We start from the raw sequence: 15,876 nt of genomic DNA on the forward strand, positions 1-15,876 counted from the left end.
GGATTATAAACGAGCCCGCGTTTCCCGCCCTTGCTTTCACCGGGTCGGACATGGATTGAGTCGGGGGCCTTGCCGGCTTCTTACACTGTAGATGCGATTTTTTGATTCACCGCGCCGCCTGGCCGCCCTTCTTGCCGGTAAGTCGGCGTCAAGGCGGTTCCATTACGGCGGAACGCGATTTTTTTTGCGGGGGGAGCGAGGGGGCGAGGGAGGCGGATAAGGATTGGGCCCCGAAGGGCCCGGCAAGTTCAGCGGATATTGGTAACTTTATGTGTCTGCACCGACAGCCGCCAGCGCGGATGGGCCATGCAGTAGGCGATGGCGGCGCGGGTGTTGGCGGCGAGGTTCGGGCCGTCCATCGGTTGCAGATAGAAGGTGTCGAAGTCCAGCTGTTCGACGCTTTCCGGCGTCTGCGTCGCCTGCGGATAGACCAGCTTCAGTTCGTCGCCGCTTTGCAGCAGCAGTTCCGCGCCGGCCTTGGGGCTGACGCAGATCCAGTCCAGCCCCGGCGGCGCGGCCACGGTGCCGTTGGTTTCCACCGCCACCTCGAAGCCGAGCCGGTGCAGTTCGGCGATCAGCTCGGCGTCCAGTTGCAGCAAGGGCTCGCCGCCGGTGCACACCACATAGGGCGCGCCGCCGGCGCCGGCCGGCCATTCCGCGGCGATGCGCTCGGCCAGCGCCGCCGCGCTCTTGAATTTGCCGCCGTCCGGGCCGACGCCGACGAAGTCGGTGTCGCAGAATTGGCAGACCGCCTTGGCGCGGTCCTCCTCGCGGCCGGACCATAGATTGCAGCCGGAGAAGCGGCAGAACACCGCGGCGCGGCCGGCCTGCCGGCCTTCGCCTTGCAGCGTGTAGAAGATTTCCTTGACCGTGTAAGTCGTCACAGCGCGTTCTCTAAATGTAATGAAGGGACAGGCTTAGAACGTGTTTACGATCTTGCGAGCTAAGGCGAGCTAAGGCGAAAACGAGCGAAAAAGCGGAATGTACATGTGGTACATGAGCACTGAGCTTGGTTTCAACGCCCATTTCTATCCATCCCGCCGACGCGCAGCAGATCGTAAACAGGTTCTTACAGCAGCGGCCAGCGCATATCGTCGCGGAACATCAGCGACACGCCGCGCAGCTCCTGCTCCATCAGATCGATGCGCGCCAGTTCCGGCACCAGCGGCGACAGATGGGCGTGCACCCACTCCGCCACCGAGGCGCTGTCGCCGCCGCGCACGCCGCTGAGCCGGTCCAGCGGATTGTGGTCCAGCTGGCGGTAGATGGGCTTGAAGCGGTCCTTGACGTCGCCGAAGTCCAGCAGCCAGCCCATGGCCTGGTCCAGCTCGCCGCTGAGCATCAGCCGGACCAGATAGCTGTGGCCGGTGTAGGCGCCCTGATCGTTGAAGGGCCGGGCGCTTTCAAAGCGCTGTTCCTTCCAGATGCGGAAGCGCCGGCCGTCGAACTGGCTGCCGGCGCTATGGGTTTCGCGCACCTCCACCCAGGCCAGGCCCGGCAGCGTGTCGGCCAGCCGCTGATGCAGCCATTGCGCCAGCACTTCGCTGGTGGGGTTGTCCAGGCCGGCGATGTCGTTGAGGTAGCGGTGATTGAGTTCCAGGAACAAGGGCCGCCAGGCGGCCTCCAGCCGCGGATGGCCGCTGAGCCTGGCGTCGGCGGCGAGACGCACGCCGAAACCGTGGCCGTGCAGACGGCCGCATTTATGGCCAGCCGGCACATGGGGCAGTTGATGGGCGGCCTCGAACTGAACCTGTATCCAGTTGAGCGCGAGGTCGCCGTCCAGCGTCACGCCGCGCTGCGGCGAGCTTTGCAGGCTCAGCGCCGCCGGGCAGGGCAGGGCGGCGGCGAGGTGGGCGGCCAGCGCCAGATCGTCGCATTGGCTCAGTTGGCGGTTCAGATCGGCGTAGTCCAGCGGCGCGACGGCGGCGTCCAGCGCCGCCTGCAGCCGCTCGTGGGCCGGGTATTGGGCGTCGGCGCGGGCGATGACGCGAAAGCTGTGGCCATGCGGGCGCGCGGTGAGGTCGGACGCGCCGCTCACCTGCCGGGCGGCTTCGAAGCGGGCGCCGGCGATCAGGCTGGAGGTGTGCATCTCAGTCCTCCTGGCGGGTTTGGCAGCGGACGATCAACGGGTCGGGCACGCCGGCTTCGGCGAAACCCTTGGCGCGCAACTCGCAAGACGCGCAATGGCCGCAGGGCGGCACCTGTCCGTTATAACAGGTGTGGCTCCAGGATAATGCGTCCATCGCGCCGACTTGTTGCGCCAAAGCCACGGTTTCCGCCTTGGACAGATACATCAGCGGCGCGTGCAGCTCCACTCGGCTGTCCATGCCCAGCCGCAGCGCCACTTCCAGCGCCTTGAGGGTGTTTTCGCGGCAATCGGGATAGCCGGAATAGTCGGTCTGGGCGACGCCGGCGACCAGGTGGCGCGCGCCGCGGGTATAGGCCAGCGCGGCGGCGAAGGTCAGGAAGATCAGGTTGCGGCCGGGCACGAAGGTGTTGGGCAGCGCGTCGTCGTCGCGGGCGCCGTCTTCCGGCGCGATGTCGGCGTCGGTCAGCGCGTTGCCGCCGATGGCGGCGAAGGTGTCGATGGGCAGCACGGTCTGGCGCACGCCGGCGAGCGCGGCGATCTTGCGCGCGCAGTCCAGCTCCACGCGGTGGCGCTGGCCGTAGTCGAAGGTGACGGCTTCGACATTGTCGCGGCCGAAGGTCTGTAAGGCCCAATACAGGCAGGTGGTGGAGTCCTGGCCGCCGGAAAGGACGACCAGAGCCTTTTCAGGTGTCTGATTCATTGTGTTCGCCATTCGATAAACAGTCGAAGGTTGAGATGCGGAGCCGGGCGCGGCGCGGGCCTGCCGGCATGTCGCCTGCCTGGATCGGTCTCACCAAGCAGGGCAACCCGCTACTTTAACCTAGAACAGGCTGTTTTATGAAGCGTGCCAAAAATCAGACAGCCGCCGATTTCGTGTCGGCAAGGCCGCTTTTCTTGATTGAAATCATGTCTTCGTCATGTAATTAATGACTTTCGCATTCGAAATATGTTTGCGATCCATTTTAATAAACACGTGATGACAAAGGGGTTGGAAGGGCTGGCAACGCGCTGTCGGGCCACAAGCGCGGCAGAGGGGCCGGTGTTTCCGCCAGGAGAAGATCAATGAAAAAAGTGTTGCCGATTGCCTTGTTCGTGATGGCTTTGGGGGGCGGCTTCGCCCAGGCGCATGATCTGCAAGTGAGCGTGGCCAAGCAGCAGGCCGCGGTGGCGGCGGATCAGGACGTCGAGGTGGTGTTGAATTACCGCAATACCGGCAAGGAAACCTTGCATATCTACAAATGGTACGTGCCGGGGCAGGATTTGCAGGAACAGATTTTCGAGGTCAGCCGCGACGGCAAGCCGGTCAGCTATCTGGGGCCGCGCTACAAGCGGGCGGTGCCCACCATCAAGGATACCGTGGCGCTGGCGCCGGGCGCTTCGCTGAGCGTCAAGGTCAAGGTGTCCGACTACTACGATATGTCGAAAAGCGGCCGTTTCGACGTGCGCTTCCAGGCGGCCAGCTCCCGCGTGCTGAACCGCGCCGCGCCGCAGCTGAACGCCAAGATCGCCTCCGGCGCGGACGCCGCCGTCGCCGCCGACGAGGTGCTGAGCTCCAATACCGCCAGCGTGTCGGTGGCCGGCCGCAGCAGCAAGCTGTTGAAGCAGTCGCTGGACGCGCAACGCGAATGGTCCATCCTCAGCCGCAAGGCGGCCGCGTCCAGCGTCACTTACGCGGCCAATTGCTCGGTGACCCAGCAAAGCCAGACCAACGGCGGCGTCAGCGCGGCCATCAATATGGCCAACGATTCGGTCAGCTATCTGTCCGGTTCTCCGTCCGGCACCCCGCGCTACACCACGTGGTTCGGCAAGTACGCGCTGGCCAACTGGAACACCGCCAAGTCCCATTACGTCAGCATCAAGGACGCGCTGGACACCAAGCCGATCAGCATCGATTGCGGTTGCACCCAGGCCGGCACTTACGCCTACGTCTATCCTGCGCAGCCGTACAAGATCTATCTGTGCGGCGCCTTCTGGAACGCGCCGACCAGCGGCACCGACTCCAAGGGCGGCACCCTGGTGCATGAGTTGTCCCACTTCACCGTGGTGGCGGGCACCGACGACCACGTTTATGGCCAGGCGGGCGCCAAGAACCTGGCGAAGACCAATCCGACCCAGGCCTTGAACAACGCCGACAACCACGAATACTTCGCCGAGAACACCCCGGCCCAGCAATAAGCTTTCCCTTGCGCCATGAGAAACGGCCGCCTGAGGGCGGCCGTTTTCTCTTCGGCGGGAACCGGGTTTGGCGGCGCTTCAAACGCCTTATTGCTGAAGCGCTGCAGATCGGAAACGGGTTCTCAGAGCCTGTTCAAAGTCTCGCGAGCTAGGGCGAGACAAGGCGTTGCGGCTAAGGGAGCGGAATGCACATACGGTACATGAGCATTTCGGAGCTGTTTTCAATGCGCTTCTTACATCCATCCTGCCGACGCGCAGCAGACATTGAACGGGCTCTCAGGCCGGCACCAGCGCCAGCGTGCCCAACACCACAATCACCAGGCCGACGATCACCGGCACCGAGGTGCGCTTGACGATCTCGAACGGCGACACCTGGCCCATGCCGGCGCAGGCCACCACCACGCCGGACACTGGCGACACGGTGCGGCCCAGATTGGACGCCTGCAGCATGGGGATGGCGAGGAAGGCCGGGTTGATGCCGGCTTCGGCCGCCAGTTTGGGGATCAGTTCCACGAAGGCGTAGAAGGGCGCGTTGCCGGAGCCGGTGGTCAGCGCCGCCAGCGTGGTGATCGCCACCAGCACCAGCATCAAGACCATGGCGCCGGAGCCGAAGGACTGCGCCAGGCCGATCAACTGATTGATGAAGCCCAGCGCGGACAGGCCGTGGGCGAACACGCCGGCGGCCACGATCAGCATCACCACGCTGCTGAAGGCGTCGCCCATGCCCTTGTAAGCCACTTCCAGGCCGGCGAACACCGGCGCGGCGCGGCGATGGCGCAGGAATTCCACCAGCGCGGCCAGCGCGATGCACAGGATCAGCACGGTGACGATGTGCAGCTCCGGCGCCAGCTTGCCGTTGAACACCAGCACGCCGGCGATGGGCGTGAACGGCAGCAGGCAGTACAGCGCCGGCGCGTCGGTGACGATCTCGTGCACGTCCTGGCGCGTCAGCGGCAGGTTTTCCTTGCGGTCCAGATAGCGTTGCCAGAAGAAGTGGGCGCAGCCTATGCCGGCGATGGCCAGCAGCGAGATGGGCAGCGTGGTCTTGAAGGCGAAATCGATCAGCGGCATACCCGAGGCCTGGGCGGCGATCACCACGTCGCCGGAGGTGGGCGACAAGATCAGCGCCGCCGGCGACGCGCAGATGGCCGCCGCCGCGCCGCGGCTGATGCCCATGTTCACCATCAGCGGGAACAAGGTGGCCATCAGCAGCACGCCCAGGCCGGTGGCGGACGACACCGCCAGCGACAGCAGGCAGGCGACGAAGTAGGCCGCCACCATCAGCACGTACGGCGACTTGATGCGGCTGAGCGGCTTGGAGGCCAGCTTGACCACCATGTCGTTGGCGCCGATATGGGTCATATAGCCGGCGAAGCCGCACAGCGCCATCACCATCAGGCCCAGGTCCGCGGCGCGGCTGCTGAGCAGGGATTTGACGAACTCGGCGATGTCCGTGGCGGCGTGGCCGGTGGCGGCCACGTTTTTGGGCAGCACCGGCATGCCTTGCAAGGCGGTGGCGATCAACAGCGCCAGACCGCCCAGCATCAGCACGCCGGTGGCGGAGTAGCCTTTGAAGATAGCCCGGCCCACCAGCAGCGTGACTATCGTGCCTATCAGTAATTCCATATCCAGCTCAATGTAAATAACAAAATTATAATTTACTAAAAAATACGAATGAGCATATTTCTAGATGAATCAAAATTGATATGGGGCAAGAACGCGGCGCTCGGCCGCGCTTAGGGGAGGGCAGGGAGAGAGGGACAGGCGCCTGAGGCGCGTTCCGCGCTAGAGCCGGAATCGTTGCCTAGACCGGCGGCTGGCCGAAGTTGATCAGCGCCACCGTCACTTGCTCCTTGGCCGAGACCAGATCGTGGTAGGCGAGGTGCAGCATATTCATGTTTTCCAGCACCTGATGGGTTTCATTGAAGCCGCAGTCCAGGCTCTGCCGCGCGACGGCCAGGAAGATGAACAGCTGCTGCATCGGCGATTGCTTGGGGTGTTGCTGCCGGTAGAGGGCGTACAGCTGGTAGAAGTCGCGGACGATCCGTTCCGCCGCGTAGCCGGGATTGTGTTCCAGGCCCAGGCCGCTCAGCAGGTCCTTGCCCATCAGCGGCAGATCCAGCGCGCAGCTGAGCGGGTCCATCACCGCGTGGTGAAATAAATCCAGGAATTGCTTGTCGGCGGAAAAGCGGCTGTCGGCGCCGGGCTTGGCCGCGGCGGCGGCGGGCTCGCGCTGGCGGCCGTGTTTGCCGCCATGCTCTTGTTGCGAGAGCTGGTGTCCGGCGGCGCGGCCGGCATGGGTCAGGGTAATGGGCAGGATGGGCATGACGGTCTCCTTGCGAGCATGCCGCCGGTCTGGCTGGCGGCGTTCGGTCGGAAACGCGGTGCGGATCTGTTTCGCTTCCCCGGCCATGACCTATTTTCGGCATGGTCGGGGAAAACTTTATTTTTAATTTAACGCTGCATTCAGTTTTAACCGTCAGCTTGTTGCCGCGGCGGTGTCGCTCTGGGTCTTGGGCTTCATGCTGGCGACGAAGTCGTCAAAGCCCTTGTTGACCAGATCGCGGGTTTTCTTGATCTCGTCGGCGATATTGCCGTTGAACACCTTGAGGCCGTTGAGGACGTCCACGGCCTCGGCATAGCCTTTCTCGAAGCCGCCGCGCACGATGTCGACGAAGTTCTTGGCCTGCTCTTCCTGGCTCAGTTCCGGATGTTGCTTGGCGTAGGTGCTGAAGAAGCTGAGCGCGCCGGACAGGATGCGCTGGGACGTGCCTTCCGGCGAATTGTCCTCGCTCATCTTCTGTTGCAGGATGTTGGGCGTTTGCTGCGCGCCCTGGGCGCTTTGGCCGTCGGACGCGGCCTGGGCGTCGCCGCCGCCGTTCAGCTGATCGGCCAGGATCTGGTTGATGCTGTCGATGGCGGTGCGGTAGAGCAGGGACAGCGATTTGCCGTCGGCGTTGGTGGAAACGTCCAGATTGGCCACCAGCCGCGCGTTCAATTGATTGCGCGCGGTGACGGTGCTGCTGACGTTCTGGCCGCTGCTGCTGGTCTGGCTCTGCTGGACGCTGGCGCTGAGCTGACTGCCGACGGACGGGTTGTTCACGGAATTGACGGACATAGTGCGCTCCTAAGCGGAAAGGGCGGTTGTGATCGACGGCCGGAAGCGGCGCGACGCCTTCATGCCCAAGGCGCTGTTGGTGTTGGTCGACCTGGTCTGAATCTGCTGTGTTGTTGGGGGCTTGCGCAGCGGGCGCAAGGACACCGAGGGCTGCCTTACCTCAGTATGGCCATATTTTCGGCCGGGCCCGCGGAAACTTGAGGCTTAATTTCGGTGGGCGCGTGCATGCGGCAGGCAGAGCCCAGGCTGGCTTTGGGCCGGCCCGGCTCTGGCGTTGACAGCCGGCGGCTGCCGGCTTCGGAACGCGCGCTTAGGGCCGCTAACAAAAGCTCGCAGAGAACCTGAGCCAAGGCGCGCCGACGCAGGCAGTACGAGTAGTACGACAAGGAGGCGCAACGCAGGATCAGGGGTTTTGTTAGCGGCTCTTAGCGGTGCTGTTTCTGGCGGCGCAGGAAATCCACCGCCAGGTCCGGGAAGTCGCTGAAGGCGCCGTCCACCTGGGCGCGGTTGTACACCGCGTCCAGCAGCTGGTCCATATTCTTGGCGTAAGCCGGCAGCGCGTCCTTGCGCAGGGTGTAGGGATGGATCACCAGGCCGTTGGCGTGCGCGGCGCGGCCCATGCCGGTGAGCTTGATCTTGCCCGGGGCGGAGGCCTTGTCTATCAGCATCGGGTATTGCGGGCCGATGCCGTCGGCGTACTTGGCGATTTCCTTCATGCCTTCCGGACGGAACATCCAGTCGTAGTTGTAGTTCACCCACTGACCGGCGGCGTTCTGTTCGAAGGTTTCCTGCCAGTCGGTGTAAGCGATCAGCTGCACCAGCTTGAGGTCCATGCCGGCCTTGGGCATCAGCTCGGTCTTGATGCGCTTCAGCTCGTTGAAGTCGAAGCACTGCAGGTAGACCTTGTCGTTCTTGCCGGTGTAGCCGTAGCGCTTGAGCACCTCCAGCGCCTTCACCGTGATGTCCTTGCCTTCCTGGCGATGGAACCACGGCGCCTTGATCTCCGGATAGATGCCGATATTGCGGCCGGTGGAGTGGTTCAGGCCCTGGATGAACTCGATTTCCTCTTCAAAAGTGTGGATGCGGAAATCGGACTTGCCCATGGGGAAGCGGCCGGGATAGCTCTGACGCTTGACGCCCTTGTCGATGTCGAAGCCTTCGGTGAAGCGCAGCGATTTGATTTCGGCCAGGGTGAAGTCGATCGCGTAATAGCGTCCGTCCTTGCGCGCGCGCTCGGGAAAGCGTTCGGCCACGTCGGTGACGCGGTCCAGGTAATGGTCATGCAGCACGACCAGCCTGTCGTCCTTGGTCATCACCAGGTCCTGCTCCAGATAGTCGGCGCCCTGGGCGTAGGCCAGCGCCTTGGACGGCAGCGTGTGTTCCGGCAGGTAGCCGCTGGCGCCGCGGTGGGCGATGACGATTTTGTCCGCGGCCTGGGCGGACGCGGCCAGACCGATGGCCAGCGCGACGGCGGCGAGCAGGGGTTTGCAAGCGAATGACATGGCTTCTCCTTATATAGGGTGGTTCGCAATGGGCGTTGGCGCGACGCCATGATCGGATGCGCGGATGTCGGCGTGATGAAACCCGGCCAGTCCATCGGCATCGTCATGGTTTTGTTTTGGCTGAAAGGAGTAGGACGATAGGGTATCGCCGCGCCGGCGGCAAGCCCCCCGGCGCGGTAGTTTTGAAGGTGCTTACGCCTTTGCGGCGACCGCGAGGCAAGCCGTTTTCACGTCTTTCTTCCTTGCTCCCGCCGGCGCGCGGCAGAGCGTAAACAGGTTCTACAACTCCACCGCCTGCCGGGTCCTCAAGGCCTCTGCGATGGCCAGGCCGATGCGGGTGGCTTCGCGGGCATCGGCCAGGCTCAAGGCCAGCGGCAGGTCCAGGCGCGCGGCGTCGACGAAGTGCTGCAGTTCCAGCGTGAAGGCTTCGGCGAAGCGCTGATAGAAATCCGTCACGCATTCATTGCGCACGCCGTGGCGGTCGCTGATCTCCACGCGGTTGGCGCGCGGGTTGGCGCCCACGCTCAGCCGGCCCTGGGTGGCGAAGATCTCGGTCAGCGTTTCATGGCCGTGGGCCTGAGTGCGCGAGGCGTAGAAGCAGGCCAGCTTGCCGTCCTCGAACTCGCACATCGCCACGCCGTTGTCCACGTCGCCGTATTGCGCCAGCGCGCCGTGCACCGCGTTGACGCCGCTGGCCCATACCCGCAACGGACGCGGCGCGCCCAGCAGCCAGCGCGCCAGGTCGATGTCGTGGATGCTGCAATCCATGAAGATGCCGCCGCTGGCGGGGGCGAATTGCACGAAGAAGCCGCTGTCGTCGTTGAGATCGCAGGTTTGCGAGCGCACCAGATAGGGCCGGCCCACCAGGCCCTGCGCCAGCTTGGCGGCGGCGTCCTGGTAGCTGGGGTCGAAGCGGCGCACGAAACCCACCATGGCCTTGAGTTCCGGGCGGCGGGCGGCGGCGCGCTCCACTCGCAGGCAGTCCTCCAGATTCAGCGCCAGCGGCTTTTCGCAGAACACGTGTTTGCCCGCGTCCAGGCAGGCGATGATCTGCTCGGCGTGCAGCGCGGTGGGGGTGGCCAGCAAGACCGCGTCCAGCCCCGGTTCGGCCAGCAGGCCCTCCAGCGCGGCGTGGCCGGCGGCGTCGGGCAGTTCCCGGCTCGCCCAGTCCAGTTCTTCCGGCAGCGGCGAGCAGACGGCGATCACGCGCGCGCCGACGATGCGCTCGCGCAGATTGAGCGCGTGGCGGCGGCCCAGCCGGCCCAGGCCGGCGACGCCGAGGTTTAATGTAGACATGACAAGCCTCCCTGTTGAGTTGGAACCTGTTCACGATCTGCTGCGCTGCGGCGATACCGCGTTGAAAACCGCTTCGAAATGCTCATGTACCATTTGTACATTCCGCTTTCTCAGCCGCAACGCCTTGTCTCGCTCTTGCTCGCGAGATTGTGAACAGGCTCTTAGACCTGATCCAATTCGACGACCTGACCCGAGCGCCAGGAGCGGGTGGCGGCGTCGGCCAGTTCCAGCGCGCGCACGCCGTCCTCCACCGTGGTGCGCGGCGCGGCGCCGTCGCGGATCACCTCCAGAAAGTGCGCCATCTCGGCGGCGTAGGCCTGGCGGTAGCGCTCCAGGAAGAAGGGCTCCGGCAGGTCGGCGGCCACGGCGCGCTCGCCGTAGGCGATCACCTCGGTGGGCCGGTGGTTGCCGGCCTGCAGCATGCCGCGGCTGCCCAGCACTTCGAAGCGCTGATCGTAGCCGTAGGCGGCGCGGCGGCTGGTGTTGATCTGGCACAGCCGGCCCTGGCGGGTGCGCAGCGTCACCGCCGCGCTGTCGGCGTCGCCGGCGGCGGCGATGGCCGGGTCGCTCAGCGCGCTGGCGTTGGCGTGCACGCTGAGGACTTCGTCGTCCAGAATCCAGCGGCAGATGTCGAAGTCGTGGATCAACATGTCCTTGAAGATGCCGCCGGAGCGGCGGATATAGTCCAGCGGCGGCGCGCCGGGGTCGCGGCTGGTGACGATCAGCATTTCCGGCGAGCCGATCTCGCCGGCGGCCAGCCTGGCCTTGAGCGCGGCGAAGGTGGGGTCGTAGCGGCGCTGGAAGCCGATCAGGCAGGGCACGCCGGCCGCGGCCACCGCCTGGGCGCACTGGCGCGCGCGCTCCAGCTCCAGGTCCACCGGTTTTTCGCAGAAGATGGCTTTGCCGCGTGCGGCGGCGGCCAGGATCAGCTCGGCGTGGGTGTCGGTGCTGGCGGCGATGATGACGGCGCGCACCGCGGGATCGTCCAACGCTTGTTCCGCGGCGCAGGCCTCGGCGCCGTGGGCGGCGGCCAGCTCCCGCGCCGCCGGCGCGTGGCTGTCCACCACGTATTTGAGCCGCATGCCCGGCAGGCGGGCAAGGTTGGCGGCGTGGATCTTGCCGATGCGGCCGGCTCCGAACAGCGCTGCGTCAATCATCATATCCTCCAGTCTCCTTGGTTTCTTCTATGTTCAGCTCCAGCCGGCAGGCCAGCGCGATGAACAGCGCCTGGCACAGGCAGATGGTGCTGGTCAGCGAACGGAAGGAGAAGGCCGAGCCTTCCCTGACCGTCAATACCGCGTCGGCCCCGCGCGCCAGCGGGCTGAGCTGGCTGTCGGTGATCACCAATTGCCGGGCCTTGTGCTGCGCCGCCACCCGCGCGCAATAGCGGCTTTCCTTGCCGTAGGGCTGGAAGCTGATGGCGATCAGCACGTCTTGTTCGCCAATGCTGCGGATTTGCTGCGGAAACATGCCGCCCAGGCCGGACAGCAGATGCACTTTCTTGGCGGTGTGCTGCAAGGCGTAGGCGATGTAGGAGGCGATGGGAAACATGCGCCGCACCCCGGTCACGTAGATGTTGTCGGCGTTCAGCAGCAGTTCCACCGCCGCCTCCAGCTGCGCCTCGTCCAGCGCGGCGTCCAGTTCCTGCAGTCCTTGCTGGCAGGCGGCGATGAAGTCCCGGGTCATGCCGGCGGCGGAGCGCTGCTCGTCGCGGCTGGCGATCAGGCTCTGGATGCGCTGGCGGTAATTGGGCTGCGGCGCGCCCTGTGGCGTAAATGCGTCACGGAACACGGCCTGCATATCGGAAAAGCCGGCAAAGCCGAAGCGCTGGGCGAAGCGGACGATGGCCGAAGGCTGCACCTCGCAAGCCTGGGCGATGTCGGTAATGCGTTGCAGCATCAGCGTGCCCCGGTGCTGCTCCACGTAGCCGGCAATCACTTTCAGCTGCTTGCTCAGCGTGTCGTATTCGGCGGCGATGCGCTGCATCAATTCCTCGGCGGGGACGGTGTTGGCCATGGGCGGGTTTTCCTAAGGTTTTGACCAGTATACGTTTTGTCCTTGTGTTCGAAAATAATTTTCTATTGAAAAACATATTTGGAAAATTATTTGCAGAATAGAGCGAAAGCTCTTAAGGTGATTTCACGCCCGACGCCAGACAGCGGCCGCGGCCGACACCATAGCGGGCCCCACGATGGGCCGGCGGAGAAGAAGGAGGAGAGAGATGCAGCAGCGATCCTGGAAGTGTAAGTGGAGGCGGGCACTGCCCGCGGCGGCGCTGGCGCTCTGCGCGCTGGCTCAGCCGGCCTTGGCGGCCGACGCCCGTTTCGTGCTGGTCAGCCACGCGCCGGATTCCGACGCCTGGTGGAACACCATCAAGAACGCGATCAAGCAGGCCGGCGAGGATTTCAACGTGCAGGTGGATTACCGCAATCCGCCCAACGGCGACCTGGCCGACATGGCGCGCTTGATCGAACAGGCGGCGGCGCGCAATTACGACGGCGTGATCGCCAGCATCGCCGATTACGATGTGCTGAAGCGGCCGCTGGGCCAGGTGGTGGCCAAGAAGATTCCGCTGGTCACCATCAATTCCGGCACCGTCAAGCAAAGCGAAAACCTGGGCGCCTTGCTGCACGTGGGCCAGCCGGAATACGACGCCGGCTTCGATTCCGGCAAGCAGGCCAAGGCCGCCGGGATCAAGAGCTTTCTCTGCGTCAACCACTACGCCACCAATCCGGCCTCCTTCGAGCGCTGCAAGGGCTTCGCCGACGCCATCGGCGCCGATGTGCGCAAATCCACGCTGGACGCCGGCGACGACCCCACCGGCATCGAAAGCAAGGTCAGCGCCTATCTGCGCAACAATCCCGGCACCCAGGCGCTGCTGACGCTGGGGCCGACCTCGGCCAGCCCGGCGATCAAGGCGGTGAAGAAGATGGGCCTGGCCGGCAAGCTCTACTTCGCCACCTTCGACCTGTCCGAGGACATTTCCAAGGCGATCAAGGACGGCACCGTCAAGTTCGCCATCGACCAGCAACCCTATCTGCAGGGCTATATCCCGGTGGCGGCGCTGGCCATCATGAAACGCGACAAGACCGCGGACCCGGTCAAGGTGGAAGCGGCGCTCAAGGCCAGTCCCAAATTCCAGGCCCGGCTGAGGGAGTACGGGCTGGCCCCCCTCTACAAGGGCCGCCACATCAACTCCGGCCCCGGCTTCGTCACCAAGGACAATATCGCCAAGGTGGAGAAGTACGCCGGGCAGTTCCGCTGACCGCCGTTTCCCGATGGATCTGACGCCCGGCGCCGCGACGGCTGCGGGGCGAGGAGCATAGCTATGAGCATGAGCAAGGCCAGCCCGGGCAAGGCCGCGGGCATCCGCATGGCGCCGCCCGGCGATGATGAAAGAGTGCGGCGGCTGTCGCTGTTCGACCGGCTGATGGGGCGGCCGGAATTCGCCGCCGTCGCCGGCGCGGTGCTGGTGTTCGCGGTGTTCGGCGTCGGCGCCGGCGGTTCCGGCATGTTCGCCGTGGACGGCATCGTCAACTGGTCGCAGGTGGCGGCCTATCTCGGCATCATCGCCATCGGCGCCTGCCTGCTGATGATAGCCGGCGAGTTCGATCTGAGCCTGGGCTCGATGATAGGCTTCGCCGGCATGATGGTGGCGATCCCGCCGCTGTACTTCGGCTGGCCGTTCTGGCTGGCCGTCCTGTTCGCCTTCGCCGGTTCGCTGGCGGTGGGCTGGCTCAACGGCTATCTGGTGCTCAAGACCCGGCTGCCGTCCTTCATCGTCACCCTGGCTTTTCTGTTCATCCTGCGCGGCCTGACGCTGGCGCTGTCCATTCTGTTCGCCAACCGCACCATCGTCAGCGGCGTCGGCGACCTGGCGGCGGCGGACCCGCTGGCGCAATGGCTGTTCGTCGGCCATGTCGGCGCCGGCCTGTTCCACTGGCTGGCCGGCATCGGCGCCATCGCTTCCTTGCCGGACGGCGGCGCGGCGGCGGCCGGTGTGCCCAAGGTGCTGCTGTGGTGGCTGGCGCTGGCGGCGATCGCGGCCTTCGTGCTGGCGCGCACCCGGATCGGCAACTGGATCTTCGCCGCCGGCGGCGACGCCAACGCCGCCAAGAACGTGGGGGTGCCGGTCAAGCAGGTGAAGATAGGCCTGTTCATGTTCACCGCCTTCTGCGCCTGCCTGTTCGCGGTGCTGCAAGTGTGCGACGTCGGTTCCGCCGCCGCGGACCGCGGCCTGCAAAAGGAGTTCGAGGCCATCATCGCCGCGGTGATAGGCGGCTGTCTGCTCACCGGCGGCTACGGCTCGGTGGTGGGCGCCTGCTTCGGCGCGCTGATCTTCGGCGTGGTGCAGATCGGCATCACCTACACCAATATCAATTCCGACTGGTTCCGCGTTTTCCTCGGCCTGATGCTGCTGATGGCGGTGTTGTTCAATCACTATGTCCGACGCCGCGTGACGGAGGCCAAATGATGGTCACGACCGGCAAAATCCCTGCGGCCGCGTTGCGCCTCCTTGCCGTACTCAATGTACTGTCCGCGTCGGCGCGCCTTGCCGCAGCCGCTGCGCTGAATTTTTCCGATCGTGACGGACCGAGGTCGAGCCGGCAAAACGATGTGGCGGCCTTGCGCTTCCTTGCCGTACTCAATGCACTGCCCGCGTCGGCGCGCCTTGCCGCAGCCGCTGCGCCGAACAATCCTGGCCGCGGGCCGCAAGGAGTCGAAGATGAAACCGTGTGACGACTACATCCTGGAGCTGGACCAGGTCAGCAAGACCTTCGGTTCGGTGATCGCCTTGCAGCAGGTGGATCTGCAGCTGCGCCGCGGCGAGGTGCATTGCCTGTTGGGCGACAACGGCGCCGGCAAGTCCACGCTGATCAAGACCCTGGCCGGGGTGCACCGGCCCAGCGGCGGCGAATACCGGGTGGACGGACAGCCGGTGCGCTTCGACTCGCCGCGCCAGGCGCTGGACCAGGGCATCGCCACCGTTTACCAGGACCTGGCCCTGGTGCCGCTGATGTCGGTGGCGCGCAATTTCTTCCTGGGCCGCGAGCCGATGAAGAAATGGCTGGGTCTGCTGCCGGTGCTGGATCTGGAACTGGCCGGCGAGGTGGCGCGCGACAAGCTGGCGGAAATGGGCATCCATATCCGCGACCCGCATCAGGCGATAGGCACCCTGTCCGGCGGCGAAAAGCAATGTCTGGCCATCGCCCGCGCCATTTACTTCGGCGCGCGGGTGCTGATCCTGGACGAGCCCACCGCCGCGCTGGGCGTCAAGCAGAGCGTCAATGTGCTCAAGCTGATTTCCAAGGCGCGAGACAAGGGCATCTCGGTGATCTTCATCACCCACAACGTCAACCACGCTTACCCGATAGGCGACCGCTTCACCCTGCTCAACCGCGGCCGCTCGCTCGGCACTTACGCCAAGGACGCGGTCAGCAAGGAGGAGGTGCTGGACATGATGGCCGGCGGCGCGGAAATGCAGAAACTGATGGCCGAGCTGGACGGCGTCCATATCTAACAACGGTATCGCCACGAAATCCACGAAACCATTTTTAGCCACGGAAACACACGGAAGGACACGGAAAAAGACAGCGTGGATACAAACGTGGCTTGCGTGCTGTCTCGTGGGTTTCGTGGTTGGCGTTTTGGATTTTGAGCCACGGAAATACACGGAAGCACACGGAAAAAAGCGG

The 15,876-nt window shown here is 64.8% G+C and carries 15 protein-coding genes; 5 read left to right on the top strand and 10 right to left on the bottom strand.

Annotation, left to right across the window (positions count from 1 at the left end; genetic code table 11):
* Nucleotides 1–248: 248 nt before the first annotated feature.
* From queE to queC, 3 genes are all read right to left on the bottom strand, one after another.
* On the bottom strand, nt 249–884 hold the full coding sequence (gene queE / locus ACODSD_RS11370) for a 7-carboxy-7-deazaguanine synthase (RefSeq protein WP_233246717.1): 636 nt from the start codon (nt 882–884) through the stop codon (nt 249–251).
* Between the two features lie 185 nt (nt 885–1,069).
* Nucleotides 1,070–2,089: a 6-pyruvoyl trahydropterin synthase family protein gene (locus tag ACODSD_RS11375; RefSeq protein WP_488877422.1), complete on the bottom strand. Its 1,020-nt coding sequence runs from the start codon at nt 2,087–2,089 to the stop codon at nt 1,070–1,072.
* 1 nt (nt 2,090) lies between these two features.
* Nucleotides 2,091–2,789: a 7-cyano-7-deazaguanine synthase QueC gene (queC, locus tag ACODSD_RS11380; protein WP_107800079.1), complete on the bottom strand. Its 699-nt coding sequence runs from the start codon at nt 2,787–2,789 to the stop codon at nt 2,091–2,093.
* A gap of 362 nt (nt 2,790–3,151) precedes the next feature.
* On the opposite strand from queC, the gene ACODSD_RS11385 reads away from it, so the two are divergent.
* The gene (locus ACODSD_RS11385; RefSeq protein ID WP_253313955.1) at nt 3,152–4,264 is read left to right on the top strand and encodes a M35 family metalloendopeptidase; all 1,113 of its coding nucleotides are present in this window, start codon (nt 3,152–3,154) and stop codon (nt 4,262–4,264) included.
* 276 nt (nt 4,265–4,540) lie between these two features.
* On the opposite strand, the gene dcuC is transcribed toward ACODSD_RS11385, so the two are convergent.
* From dcuC to ACODSD_RS11420, 7 genes are all read right to left on the bottom strand, one after another.
* Nucleotides 4,541–5,890, bottom strand: coding sequence for an anaerobic C4-dicarboxylate transporter DcuC (gene dcuC, locus ACODSD_RS11390; protein WP_107800077.1), 1,350 nt, complete (start codon nt 5,888–5,890; stop codon nt 4,541–4,543).
* Nucleotides 5,891–6,068: 178 nt separating this feature from the next.
* Nucleotides 6,069–6,590, bottom strand: a complete 522-nt coding sequence (locus ACODSD_RS11395) for a DUF5610 domain-containing protein (protein WP_107800076.1) — start codon at nt 6,588–6,590, stop codon at nt 6,069–6,071.
* Nucleotides 6,591–6,743: 153 nt separating this feature from the next.
* A complete protein-coding gene (locus ACODSD_RS11400) occupies nt 6,744–7,382 on the bottom strand; it encodes a DUF5610 domain-containing protein (RefSeq protein ID WP_488877423.1) in 639 nt (212 codons plus the stop codon).
* Between the two features lie 425 nt (nt 7,383–7,807).
* The gene (glpQ, locus tag ACODSD_RS11405; RefSeq protein WP_107800074.1) at nt 7,808–8,884 is read right to left on the bottom strand and encodes a glycerophosphodiester phosphodiesterase; all 1,077 of its coding nucleotides are present in this window, start codon (nt 8,882–8,884) and stop codon (nt 7,808–7,810) included.
* 279 nt (nt 8,885–9,163) lie between these two features.
* A complete protein-coding gene (locus ACODSD_RS11410; RefSeq protein ID WP_488877424.1) occupies nt 9,164–10,180 on the bottom strand; it encodes a Gfo/Idh/MocA family oxidoreductase in 1,017 nt (338 codons plus the stop codon).
* Between the two features lie 161 nt (nt 10,181–10,341).
* Nucleotides 10,342–11,340: an inositol 2-dehydrogenase gene (gene iolG, locus ACODSD_RS11415; RefSeq protein WP_488877425.1), complete on the bottom strand. Its 999-nt coding sequence runs from the start codon at nt 11,338–11,340 to the stop codon at nt 10,342–10,344.
* Nucleotides 11,330–12,196 carry a MurR/RpiR family transcriptional regulator gene (locus ACODSD_RS11420; RefSeq protein WP_235087486.1) on the bottom strand — a complete coding sequence of 289 codons (867 nt, stop codon included), beginning with the start codon at nt 12,194–12,196 and terminating at the stop codon, nt 11,330–11,332. Before ACODSD_RS11420 ends, iolG begins: the two co-directional genes overlap by 11 nt.
* A gap of 205 nt (nt 12,197–12,401) precedes the next feature.
* Between ACODSD_RS11420 and ACODSD_RS11425 the strand changes: the two genes are divergently transcribed.
* The 4 genes from ACODSD_RS11425 to ACODSD_RS11440 all read left to right on the top strand — a co-directional run bounded on the left by ACODSD_RS11425 (nt 12,402) and on the right by ACODSD_RS11440 (nt 15,701).
* Entirely contained in the window at nt 12,402–13,445 is a 1,044-nt protein-coding gene (locus ACODSD_RS11425) for a sugar ABC transporter substrate-binding protein (RefSeq protein WP_488877426.1), read from the top strand.
* 63 nt (nt 13,446–13,508) lie between these two features.
* Nucleotides 13,509–14,654, top strand: a complete 1,146-nt coding sequence (locus ACODSD_RS11430) for an ABC transporter permease (RefSeq protein WP_235087491.1) — start codon at nt 13,509–13,511, stop codon at nt 14,652–14,654.
* Nucleotides 14,651–14,920: a hypothetical protein gene (locus ACODSD_RS11435; protein WP_488877427.1), complete on the top strand. Its 270-nt coding sequence runs from the start codon at nt 14,651–14,653 to the stop codon at nt 14,918–14,920. The genes ACODSD_RS11430 and ACODSD_RS11435 overlap by 4 nt, the downstream gene beginning before the upstream one ends.
* Entirely contained in the window at nt 14,907–15,701 is a 795-nt protein-coding gene (locus ACODSD_RS11440) for an ATP-binding cassette domain-containing protein (protein ID WP_486635573.1), read from the top strand. Before ACODSD_RS11435 ends, ACODSD_RS11440 begins: the two co-directional genes overlap by 14 nt.
* Nucleotides 15,702–15,876: the final 175 nt, after the last annotated feature.

The organism is Chromobacterium sp. FG22, from assembly GCF_057809415.1.

Bases quoted from the DNA above. Each gene is read 5' to 3' on its own strand.
- ACODSD_RS11375 (WP_488877422.1), bottom strand. From the start codon at position 2,089: ATGCACACCTCCAGCCTGATCGCCGGCGCCCGCTTCGAAGCCGCCCGG.
- queC (WP_107800079.1), bottom strand. From the start codon at position 2,789: ATGAATCAGACACCTGAAAAGGCTCTGGTCGTCCTTTCCGGCGGCCAG.
- ACODSD_RS11385 (WP_253313955.1), top strand. From the start codon at position 3,152: ATGAAAAAAGTGTTGCCGATTGCCTTGTTCGTGATGGCTTTGGGGGGC.
- dcuC (WP_107800077.1), bottom strand. From the start codon at position 5,890: ATGGAATTACTGATAGGCACGATAGTCACGCTGCTGGTGGGCCGGGCT.
- ACODSD_RS11395 (WP_107800076.1), bottom strand. From the start codon at position 6,590: ATGCCCATCCTGCCCATTACCCTGACCCATGCCGGCCGCGCCGCCGGA.
- ACODSD_RS11400 (WP_488877423.1), bottom strand. From the start codon at position 7,382: ATGTCCGTCAATTCCGTGAACAACCCGTCCGTCGGCAGTCAGCTCAGC.
- glpQ (WP_107800074.1), bottom strand. From the start codon at position 8,884: ATGTCATTCGCTTGCAAACCCCTGCTCGCCGCCGTCGCGCTGGCCATC.
- ACODSD_RS11410 (WP_488877424.1), bottom strand. From the start codon at position 10,180: ATGTCTACATTAAACCTCGGCGTCGCCGGCCTGGGCCGGCTGGGCCGC.
- iolG (WP_488877425.1), bottom strand. From the start codon at position 11,340: ATGATGATTGACGCAGCGCTGTTCGGAGCCGGCCGCATCGGCAAGATC.
- ACODSD_RS11420 (WP_235087486.1), bottom strand. From the start codon at position 12,196: ATGGCCAACACCGTCCCCGCCGAGGAATTGATGCAGCGCATCGCCGCC.
- ACODSD_RS11425 (WP_488877426.1), top strand. From the start codon at position 12,402: ATGCAGCAGCGATCCTGGAAGTGTAAGTGGAGGCGGGCACTGCCCGCG.
- ACODSD_RS11430 (WP_235087491.1), top strand. From the start codon at position 13,509: ATGAGCATGAGCAAGGCCAGCCCGGGCAAGGCCGCGGGCATCCGCATG.
- ACODSD_RS11435 (WP_488877427.1), top strand. From the start codon at position 14,651: ATGATGGTCACGACCGGCAAAATCCCTGCGGCCGCGTTGCGCCTCCTT.
- ACODSD_RS11440 (WP_486635573.1), top strand. From the start codon at position 14,907: ATGAAACCGTGTGACGACTACATCCTGGAGCTGGACCAGGTCAGCAAG.